The organism is Sphingobium sp. BS19 (assembly GCF_027925545.1).
Lineage (GTDB): Bacteria > Pseudomonadota > Alphaproteobacteria > Sphingomonadales > Sphingomonadaceae > Sphingobium.
On the sequence record NZ_BSEF01000015.1, the window covers coordinates 89,625 to 100,621 of the forward strand.

The 10,997-nt window shown below is 62.6% G+C and carries 6 protein-coding genes; 5 read left to right on the top strand and 1 reads right to left on the bottom strand.

The annotated features are described in order from the left end of the window. The first annotated feature begins 36 nt into the window (after window positions 1-36). The 4 genes from QMG56_RS17025 (at window position 37) to QMG56_RS17040 (ending at window position 8,749) form a co-directional block, all read left to right on the top strand. A complete protein-coding gene (locus tag QMG56_RS17025) occupies window positions 37-1,179 on the top strand; it encodes an exonuclease SbcCD subunit D (protein ID WP_281823573.1) in 1,143 nt (380 codons plus the stop codon). Next, window positions 1,176-4,250 carry an SMC family ATPase gene (locus QMG56_RS17030; RefSeq protein ID WP_281823575.1) on the top strand — a complete coding sequence of 1,025 codons (3,075 nt, stop codon included), beginning with the start codon at window positions 1,176-1,178 and terminating at the stop codon, window positions 4,248-4,250. Before QMG56_RS17025 ends, QMG56_RS17030 begins: the two co-directional genes overlap by 4 nt. Window positions 4,251-4,406: 156 nt before the next feature. Next, window positions 4,407-6,434 carry an ATP-dependent endonuclease gene (locus QMG56_RS17035; protein ID WP_281823577.1) on the top strand — a complete coding sequence of 676 codons (2,028 nt, stop codon included), beginning with the start codon at window positions 4,407-4,409 and terminating at the stop codon, window positions 6,432-6,434. After that, window positions 6,431-8,749: a hypothetical protein gene (locus QMG56_RS17040; RefSeq protein ID WP_281823579.1), complete on the top strand. Its 2,319-nt coding sequence runs from the start codon at window positions 6,431-6,433 to the stop codon at window positions 8,747-8,749. Before QMG56_RS17035 ends, QMG56_RS17040 begins: the two co-directional genes overlap by 4 nt. A gap of 80 nt (window positions 8,750-8,829) precedes the next feature. On the opposite strand, the gene QMG56_RS17045 is transcribed toward QMG56_RS17040, so the two are convergent. Beyond that, on the bottom strand, window positions 8,830-10,068 hold the full coding sequence (locus QMG56_RS17045; protein ID WP_281823581.1) for an integrase: 1,239 nt from the start codon (window positions 10,066-10,068) through the stop codon (window positions 8,830-8,832). 307 nt (window positions 10,069-10,375) lie between these two features. On the opposite strand from QMG56_RS17045, the gene QMG56_RS17050 reads away from it, so the two are divergent. After that, window positions 10,376-10,997 (top strand): oleate hydratase (locus QMG56_RS17050; RefSeq protein ID WP_281823583.1); only part of this gene is annotated, 622 nt, incomplete at its 3' end.

Genomic DNA, 10,997 nt, shown 5'->3' on the forward strand with positions numbered 1-10,997 from the left:
GTTTCTACACGCATAAGAAATAGATGGAATCAGGGCATGCGGATTTTGCACACGAGCGACTGGCATCTGGGCCGCCAGTTCTTCCAGCTACCGCTCGACGAGGATCACGATGCGATCCTCGCCCAGATCGATTCGGCCATTCTCGAGCATTCCCCCGACGTGCTCATCATTGCCGGCGATATCTTCGACCGCGCCGGCCCACCGCAAACCGCGCTCACGCGCCTTCGCGACTTTCTGGTTCGGGCGACGGCCAACCCAGGACTCGCCATCGTCATCATCGCCGGCAATCACGATGCGGCCGCCCAGATCGGCATGCTCGGCGTCCTCGCGCCGATCGAAAAGGCGCTGATCCGTGGACCGCTCGATGCCGACGATCTGCCGATGATGCTCGAAGACGAGCACGGGTCGGTTGCTATCTCTGCCCTTCCTTTTTCCTATGAGTTCGCCGCCCGAGCCTGCTTTGAAGCAGAGGATATCAGCTGTCCGGCCGACGTCATCGCCGCCCAGGTCAACGCCGCGCGTGACCGTGTCCCGGCCGGCGCTCGATGGATCGTGGTCGCGCACAGCTTCGTCGAAGGCGCCGCTCCGACGGATAGTGAACGGTCGCTGTCCCGCACCGTAGGCGGGATCGAGACGATCAGCGCGGAGATCTTCGACGGCGCCCACTATGTCGCGCTTGGCCATCTCCATCGGGCGCAATCGGTGGGAGCACCGCACATTCGCTATTCCGGCTCGCCGCTCGCCTTCGGCTTCGACGAGGAAGGTCAGGAGAAATCGCTGACGCTGATCGACATGGCGGCCGATGGCTCCATCGAGACAACGGCCATACCGTTAAAACCCCGACGGCACGCCCGGACGATCCGGGGGACGCTCGAGGAGCTGGTCGCGGCACCCGTTGGCTCGGATGATTTCATCCGGGTCGTCCTCACAGATGAAACCCCCCAGATCGATCCGATGAAGCGCATTCGTGTGCTCTACCCCAATGCTGTCCAGCTCAGTTACGAACGCGCAGAACGCACACTGGAGGAGAAGCTGGGTGAAGGGCGCGCCGCGATCGACGATCCTGAGACCCTTGTCTCCGACTTCATAGAATTCGTTCGCGGGGAGGCACCGGGCGAGATCGACACCCAGCTCGTGAACACGCTGATCCACGAAGCACGCCAGGAGATCGAGGCGTGAAACCGCTCAAGCTCTTCATAACCGCCTTCGGGCCCTATGCCGCGACCGAGGTCGTCGATTTCCGCCGCGCCGTCGATTCAGGCCTGTTCGGGATCTACGGGCCCACCGGATCGGGCAAATCCTCGATCTTCAGCGCGATGGCGTTCGCGCTCTTCGGCGAAGGTGCGAGACACGAGCAGCCGACGACCAGCATGCGGTCAGGCCATGCCGCGGCGCAGACCCTCACAGAGGTGGCTTTCCTGTTCGAGCTCGGCGGCAAGCGATACTTCGTGCGCCGGCAGCCCGAGCAGAAGCGGCCGAGATTGCGCGGCGATGGCGAGACCGACCATGTCCACACCGCCTATCTGTTCGATGTGACCGATATCGAGCTCGATGATGTCTCGGTCGACAATTGCGGAACGGTGCTGGCCGAGAAGCGGGTCGGCGTGGTCAACGAGCGCATCCGCGAATTGCTCGGCTACGACGTCGAGCAATTTCGCCAGATCGTCCTTCTGCCGCAGGGGCAGTTCGAGCGCTTCCTCGCGTCGGACAGTAAGGCGCGCCTCGACATCTTGCGCGGCCTGTTCGACGTCTCGCTCTACGAGCGAATGACCGAGCGCCTGAAGGGGCGTGCCGCCGAAGCCCGCACGATCTACCAGCAGGGCATGGCGCTGCACGTTCAGCAACTGACCAACGCCGGGTTCGCCAGCACCGATGATCTGACCAGCGCGATCGATGCAGCGGAAGCACGCTGCGCCGAACTCGATGTCGGCGCGGCCACGGCCGACGCGACCCGTGCTGCCGCCGCCGCTACGCTTGGCAATGGGGAGGCCCTGCAGAAATGTTTCGATGAAGCCAGTGCTGCGGCGACAGCGCTCCTGGTTCTTCAAGAGCGCCAGACCGATATGGACGCTCTTCGCGAGCGCCATACGGCGGCCGGGTGCGCGGCGCAGCTGGTCGATCGTGATGACGCGGTCACGCGCGCGGTCACAGCCTTGGCTGCGGCCAAGGGCGCGGAGACGATCGCCTCGCAGCGCGTGACCGAAACCGCGGCGGCAGAGGCGACAGGGCAGCGGACACTGGCAGAACTGAAAGCCAAGGTCGGTGAAATCGACGCTTTGAAGCAGCAGCTTTCCGAACTCGATCGCTATGCCACAGTCCTTACCGATGCCGCCGATTTGAAGCTGCAGGCCCAGAATGCCGAGGGCCTGTTCGCAAGCGCGCGGACGGCAGCCGCGACGGCTCGGCAACAGGCCGAACGTGCAACGCAAGCGCTCGCGACCCACCGCGTAAATGTCGATCGGGCGCATGCCAACCAGAACGAGCGGGTGCGCCTCACCGCAGATCGCGACCGCATCCAGCAGCAAGCGCGCCACGCACGCGAGGTGGAGCGGGCTGGGACGGCGCTAGAGACCGCAGAAGGGCTACGGACGAAAGCGCAGACCACCGTGGCGGAAGCCCGGTTGCAACGTAGCGGCCTTGAAAGCGCGGTCCGTGATCGGCAGGCGGAATTCATCGCTGGCCAGGCGAGGCTCCTCGCCGAGAGCCTCGAAGGCGGCAGCCCCTGCCCCGTCTGTGGCAGCGCAGACCATCCCCGGCCGGCCCATGGTGGCGAGCCAGCCGCCGGATTGGAGGGCGCGTGGCGTGAAGCGCAGGTCGCTTTCGACAAAGCCGCAACAGATGCGCAGACGGCGGAATCGGCATTCAGCGCAGCGCGTAGCGTTCGGGACGAACGAAAGACTGCCCTGGAGGCGCTGGACGCGCCCGAAGGCAGTGCCGCGGATCTCGAGGGTGAGGTCCTGCGGATGGGCAAGGTGATCGAGGCGCTGGGCGCTGTCGTCGATGTGGCGTCCCTCGTCGGACAGACCGGAACCCTTGAGGGCAACGTCACCACGGCAGACGCCGAACGCTTGACGAAGGCCGAAGCAGAGCAGGCTGCGGGGACAGCGGCCGCGCTCGCACGGCAGTCATATAATGACCACATCGCCGCAGTTCCTGAATCGCTTCGCGATGCCGCCGCGATAACGCTTCGGCGACGCTCCGTCAGCACGCAGATCGACAACCGCCAGCAGGAAATCCAGACGGCGCAGGACGCCTGCACCCAGAGCAGCACTGATCGCGCCGCCGCCGAAAGCGACCAAATAGGCGCGGCAAAGCGTATTACCGAGCGCGACCAGGACCTCGCCGATGCGCGTACCGCTTACGCGACACGGCGAGACGAGCTTGGCCTAACCGATGAGCAGTATCGGGTGGCGAAAGCCGATATTGCGAACATCGCGACCATGCTTAGACAACTCGACACGTTCCGCGAAAACCTGACTCGTGCGCAGAGCCGGGTCGAAGATACGAGCGTGGCGATCGCGGAGCGTGAGCGGCCGGATCTCGAGCTTCTCCGCGCTAACCGAGATGCCGCGCAGGCGGCCGCCGCGACCGCTATCCGCGCTGCCGCCGACGGGCGAGCGGGTTGCAATCAGCTGACCCAATTGCTCGAAAGCCTGCGCGAGCAGATGGAGCGCCTCGCGCTGTTGAACGAACAATCCGGCCCTTTGCGCGCGCTGGCCGACGCGTTCGAAGGCCGCAACGCGATGAATATCACTCTGGAGACCTACGCCGTCGGCGCGATGTTCGATCAGGTGCTGGAGGCCGCCAACCTTCGCTTCGGCCCGATGAGTCAGGGCCGGTATCGCCTGGAACGGGACATTCAAACGATAGGCGGTCGCAGAAAGCGTGGGCTGGATATCCGCGTCCATGACATCCAGACTGGACGAGCCAGGGAGGTCACGACCCTATCGGGCGGCGAGACCTTCATCGCCGCTTTGGCGCTTGCCCTTGGGCTTTCCGATATCGTGGAGATGACACACGGCGCCATCCGTCTCGATACGATCTTCATCGACGAGGGTTTCGGCAGTCTCGACAGCGACAGCGATGGCGGAACGCTGGATCAGGTCCTGCAGGTTCTGCAAGATATCGTTGGCCAGCGGAGAGCAGTGGGCTTGATCTCGCATGTGCCACTCGTTCAGCAGGCGGTGCCCAACGGATTCAGTGTTATCAAGACGCCGAGCGGCAGTAGGATCGAAGAGCGCATCAATTAGATCAGGTCGCCAAGGGACTTTGCCGTCGGTTGGGCGCGGAACGCAAGCGGAGCCTCTCGGCCAAGCCACCTTGCGAGGTGCAGGTCCGGATGGTGGTAATTGCCCTTGCATTCGAACCGATCGAAATTGAAAAGTAGGGATACTTGGGGGGGACCAATGCAGCTCGAGCGCGCGCGCATCAAAAACTTTAGGTCGCTTCGAGATATCGAAGTCGGCTTCGGCGCGCACACGGCGTTCATCGGCGGCAACGGCGCGGGCAAGTCGTCGATACTGAAAGCGATCGAGAAATTTTACTCGACGTCGAAGAGCTGCGACGCGGACGACTTCTTCGGGCGTGATCAGGGGCGGCCGATCGAGATAGAACTAACTTTCCATCAGCTTAGCGATCAGGAAGCGGCGTCGTTCGAGGACCGCGTTCGCGACGGCAAGCTGGTCGTCACCCGTATCTTCGATGGTGGCGCCTCAAGCGGTCGCTATCACGGCGTCGTTCCTCAAATCCCAGACTTCGTCGCGATCCGATCGCAATCCGCCGCGACGCCAAAACGCGCGGCCTACAATGCCCTGCGCGAAAACAATGCGCTCTACGCGGATCTGCCCAATGCCGGCAGCGCGGCCGCAGTTGACCAGGCGCTGCTGGATTGGGAGGCAGCCCATCCCGCGCAACTGGTCCTGTTGCTTGATGACGGGCAGTTCTTCGGCTTTCAGAACAACAGCCGCGGCAAGCTCCAGAGGCATACGAGCTTCGTCTTCATCCCGGCTGTGCGCGAGGCATCAGTCGATGCGGCTGACGGCAAGGCGAGCGTTATCGGCAAGCTGCTCGAGCTGCTGGTGCGTAGCCAGATCTTGCAGCGACCCGACGTCCAGGCCTTTAAAGCGCAGATGACGGAAGCTTATCAGGCGTTGGTGTCGGCAGAAAACATGCCAGAACTTGGCACATTGGCGGGGACGCTCACGGCCGACCTGCGCGGCCTGTACCAGGATGCGGAGGTCGGCCTGAACTGGCGGGAGATCGGAGAGATGCCGGTCCCGTTACCGATGGCGGACGTGTTTCTCAAGGACGACGGTTTCGGCGGTCCGGTCGATAGGCAGGGTCACGGCCTGCAACGCGCCTTCATCTTCACGCTGCTCCAACATCTGGCGCGCACGGCGGTCCCGGAAGCTGACGATGCAGGTGCCGGAGGTGCGGGGGGCGCCGCTCCCGACGGTCAGGCGTTGGTCGGCCAGGCGCCAACATTAATCCTCGCGATCGAGGAGCCCGAGCTCTACCAGCATCCGACCAAGCAGCGGCATTTCGCGGAGGTGCTGCGCGGGCTGAGCAGCGGCACGCTTCCGGGCGTCCAGGGGCATACCCAAATCATTTTCGGCTCGCACTCGCCGATGTTCATTTCGATGGGCAAGGCCGACGAGATCCGGCTCACCCGCCGCTCAGCCTGCGCCGACAGCGCGTTCAAGCAGTGCAGCTTGCAGGCCCTCGATCTCGGCATCGTGGCGCAGAAGCTCGAACGCGGCTGGGATAAGCCCGGCGGCTCGTACAGCGCACAGACCTTGATGCCGCGGCTCCATATCCTTGGAGCCGAACTGGCCGAAGGATTCTTCGCGAATGGCGTCATCCTAGTCGAGGGGCGCAGCGACAAAGCGGCGCTCACGGCGACCGCGCGGATGCTCGGTGTCAATTTCGAGGCGGCCGGGATCGCCATCCTTTCAGCTGAGGGCAAGGCTAACCTCGACCGTCCCTATGTCATTTTCCGCGAGCTGGGCATTCCGACCTTCCTGCTCTGGGACTGCGATCATCATCTGCCCGAAGCCAAGCGTTCGCCCGCGACCGATCTTGCCTTGAGCAAGCTCGCAAAGCCGGAGACAGTGTTCGATGCCGCCCCGAGCGATGACCTCGTCAGCGATTGCTATGCGCATTTCGGCAAAACGCTGGAACATCGACTTAAGGAGGATATCACCCCGGACATTCACGCCGCGTGCCTTGCTGATGCCTGCGAGCCCTTCGGCGTGCACCCGAGCAATGACACCCAGAAAATCCCCGAGGTCGTTTATCAGACATTGCTGCGCGCCAAGGAGCACGGTCGCGAGAGCAACATGTTGACGGCCGTAATTCGCGCAATGTGGCGCTTTTTCCGCGACGAGGACCTGCCTGGCCCGCCACAGGCGCAAGCGCCGGTCCCCGTGGCGTGAAAGTCGACAACGGCTTGAGCGAGATCGTCTCGACGCGAGAGCGCCGCGCGCACGGTCCGTGGAGCGACCTAGCCCTCCATACGATCGGTTGGCGTGCATTCCAGGATCTCTGCTCGCAGGTCTGCGAGGTCGTGCTCGGCCGTCCGGTCGAGATTTTCCGGGAAGCGCAGGATGGCGGCCAGGACGCGGTATTTCTTATACCGTTGGGATCGGATGCGCCTTCCATTGGCACGATTCAGTGCAAGCACACCTCGGAGGCGGGCAAGGCGCTGAAGGCGGGCGACCTATCGGGCGAAATCGAAAACGTCGAGGAACTGGTTAAGGCCGGTTTGGCCGACACTTACGCCTTCATGACCAACATGAGCGTCGATGCGCCTGTCGCCGCCGCGATGCGCGCGCGATTGCGCGCGCTCGGCGTGCGCAAACCGCATATTCTGGGCCGCCAGTTTATCGTTCGGGTCATCAGGAGTAGCGCCCGCCTGCGCGCGCTCGTGCCACAGGTCTATGGTCTTGGCGATTTAACCTCGATAGTCGACGAGCGGCTCAGCGAACAGAGCCGAGCACTCCTCGACAGCTGGGTTCCGAAGCTGCGGACTTATGTTCCGACCAAGGCCCATCGCGATGCCGTTAACGCGATCTCTGATCATGGTGTTGTGCTCCTGCTCGGCAATCCGTCGAGCGGCAAATCGGCAATCGGCGCCATCGTTTCCACGATCGCATCTGAGAACCCGGATAACACCGTCCTTGCTCTTACGAGCCCGCGCGATTTCGAGGCGGGAGGGAATCCAAACGACCCCGGGCGATTTTTCTGGATCGACGACGCCTTCGGTTCGAACGTGCTGCGCGACGATTATGTCCAGGACTGGGCCTCTGCCTTTTCGAAATTGCGTGCAGCGATCAATCACGGCAACCGCTTCCTGCTGACGTCGCGCAAGCACATCTATGAGGGAGCGCGGCGGCGGCTCGGCCAGCGCAATCTCGCGCAATTTACGGACGGAAGCGCTGTGGTCGACGTGGGCGATCTGACCTTCGACGAGAAAGCCCAGATCCTATACAACCACGTCAATTTCGGGGAGCAGAGTCAGAGCTGGCGGTCGAGCGTGAAGCCCCACCTAGCTGCTGTTGCCGCCGTCGAGGATTTTCTCCCCGGCATTGCCGAACGGCTTGGGGATCCGAACTTCACCAAGGGGCTGGCGCCGCGCGAGCCCTCGCTTGTCCGCTTCATGGAAGAGCCGACCGAGCACCTTATCGATACGGTCAACGCCTTGGACGATCAGCTGCAGGCGGCGCTCATTCTGGTTTATGTCCATCAGGTCGGTTTCGATCCCAGTGACCACGATCCGTTGGCAGCGCAGGCCGTCGCGGAACTGACCGGCTATTCCATCACCAAGATTCAGGATTGCTTTGCGGAGCTAATGGGGTCGTTCCTTAAGCTCTCCGGACCGAGATGGACCTTCGCGCACCCGACGATCTCGGACGCCCTGACAGAGATCATGCGGCAGAAGCCGCATATGATGGCGGCGTTGATCCGCGGTGCACCGGTCGACACCATTCTCGGAAGCTTCACGTGCGAGGGATCGCCGCTCATACGGGACGCGCTGGTCATACCGACCGCACTGGATGACTCCTTGGTCGCTCGTCTCGGCCGTACGCCCGACGAACGCCAGCGCAATTGGATGCTGTTCCACTTCCTGTCCTATCGGGCCAGCGAGGGGGTCTTCTCCAAGGTGGTTCAGCAATATCCGGATTTGTTGCGGCGATCGTGCTGGCGGACCGATCCCGTTGGTAACGACCCGCAGCTTGCCACCTACGGTCGGGCAAATCGTCTTGGACTCTTGCCCGACGATCTGCGCCTGGAAGCAGCTGACAGGCTTGAATCGGCGGCGCAAAATGCGCTCGACGCCTCTTTCTTCGAGGAAGAGGATATGCTCGGCCTATTATCGCCATTACGGCTGGTCGGCATGGGCATGGGATTGCGCACCACGGTGTTGCCATCCCTCGAAGATCGGATCGACGAGATAGCGGCGGATGCTGATCTCGACGAAGAGCCCGATAGCCATTTCAAGAAACTGCTCGACGTTCTGGATCGCGTGGAGGCGATTGGTGTCGACGCCGATGCCGTCGCTTTGATCGACGAAGCACGCGACCAGGTCAGGCGCTCGGTCGACGCGATCGAAGAGCGCAAACGTGAGCGGGATGAAGAGGACGAAAGCGATACGGACTGGAGCCACATCGTGACGCAAAAGAAGGAAGAAGCCCCCGTACCGCCCACGCCCGCTGCGACGCGATCGATATTCGACGACATCGACAAGTAGAATCGATCTGTCCTAGATGTTGGTTGATACACAGCCATCTGAATGCCTGGCCGCAATCTACTTCCGTACGCCTGTATCCGCTAAGCGATCTTCGCCATGAGTCGACCTGCCGCGCCCTGCTCCGCGGCGAGGTTGCGGTTGTAAGCGAGCGGCATGCGCGGCGACTTCCACCGCAGCGCATCCATGATGCCCGCGAGATCCTCGCCACTGGCGAATAGATCCTGATTCAGCCCAATCCGAGTTGAGTGCGCGCTGATCCCTTTGACAAGCCGGGCCAAATCCTCCGCGGTCAGGTCGGGCAACGCGCCTCCGTCAAACGCCCGCTGAATGATCGACCGGAAGATCGACCCGATAGAGCCAGGGTGCAGCGCCACGGCGCCAATGTCATATTCGACGCGCGCCTTCACCGCAGGCTTCGAGAGCGTCTTGCGCAGATCCCACGCCTCCCGGCCTGAGATGCTGTCGATCGGACGACCGCGCACGGCGGCGCGTGCCTTGTAACGCCGCACCTGCACCCGCCGGAACAGTGGCCCTGCCGTGATCTCGGCCGCCTCGGTCCAGGTCGCGATCGCCGCGACCGTGCGCGGGCTCAGATAGGCGGTCGCCCCCTCCCCGTCCTGATCGCCCTTGCTTCGAAGGATTTGCAGCAGCCGCGCCTCGGGGTCGATCGCCTCCTCGATATGCTCAACCGCGACCGCCACCAACTCGGACGCACGCAGGCCGGTGTCATAGGCAGCCGACAGCAGCGCCCGATCACGCAGCCCGGGCAGATCGTCGCCGCAGCTCTCGAGCAGCGCGCAGATATTAAGCCCCCGCGCCTTGTCGCGCTCGACGTCGCGCACTGGGCCCTTGAACCGCAAAGGTCGCGCCTGCTTCTGCGCCGTGCCCTTCTCCCGTCGGACCGCTGCGAGCCGAAGCTTGACCAGTGGCGCTGACGTCGGATCCTTAAGGTCGAGCAACTGGTGGATCTTGGCGATCGACGCCTTGTAGCGACCGAGCGAGGCAGGCTTGCCCCCCTTCCCTGCCCGCGCGTCGAGATAGTCTGCAACGGTCTCGGCCGACGCCGGCAGCGCGATCCGGTTCATGCGCCGACACCAGGCATCGAAAGCCTCGACGTCAGATTTCAACGCGCGGATGCTGTGGGGCGACGACGAACGCTGATAGGCAGCGATGAGCGCCTCATTGATAACGATCCGCTCCCCCGCTCGCATCTGCACGATCGCCCAGGCAAGGTCGCTCTGCGCCGCGATGGCCGGCAGGGAGGCCTCTGGCGGCGCGATAGCGGTTTTCTGCCCTTCCAAAGCGGTTTCGGTGCCCATAGCGTGCCACGCTCCTCAAGCGGGGTTGTACCGCACCTTATAAGAAAGGGTCAATTCCGCTTATGTGATAACTGGTTTATCTGCATGTCCATTTGCAAAAGTGAGCCTACTGCGAATTTAACATACCAAATATTATCGTACTACCGGTGTGTAAGCGCTAAGTAGAAATGTCACCCCTTTGCTGGATAGAAATGACACTCCCTAGCGTCGCTCGCTATGCATTTGCGCCTTGAGTAGTTTCCGACGCTACTCGCGGCTGTGTGAACGCAGGTAAAGCATGATCCTTCGCACAAAGGATCGCCTTTTCATGAGCAGCTACACATTTGTTGGCAGCGGGATCGCCTCGCTTGCGGGGGCGGTAATCCTCCTGCGCGATGGCGATGTCGCCGGGAAGGACATCACAATCCTCGAGGAAAGCCACCAGACCGGCGGCGCGTTCGATGCGCACGGCACTGCGGAAGACGGTTATTTCATGAGCGGCAGCCGTATGTTCGAGGCGATGTACCAATGTACCTTCGACCTGCTTGACGGCATCCCCGCAGCGACCGATCCGACGATTTCTGTGACCGAGGAAACCAACCGCGCCGCCAAGACATGGCCGTGGAACAATAAGGTCCGGCTGGTCAACCTGGACGGGAGTGTGCCCGACGCGCACACCATGGGTTTTACCGAACGCGACCGGATCGACCTGGTCAAGCTGATCGGTGAGCCCGAAAGCCTGCTCGACGACAAGCGCATCACCGACTGCTTCCAGCCGCATTTCTTCGAGACAAATTTTTGGATGGAATGGTGCACGCTATTCGCGTTCGAACCGTGGCACAGCGCGATCGAGTTCCGCCGGTACCTGCGTCGCTTCGTCCACCATTTCTCGACTATCGACGTCCAGCACGACATCTATCGCACCGTCCACAACCAGTATGACGGCATCA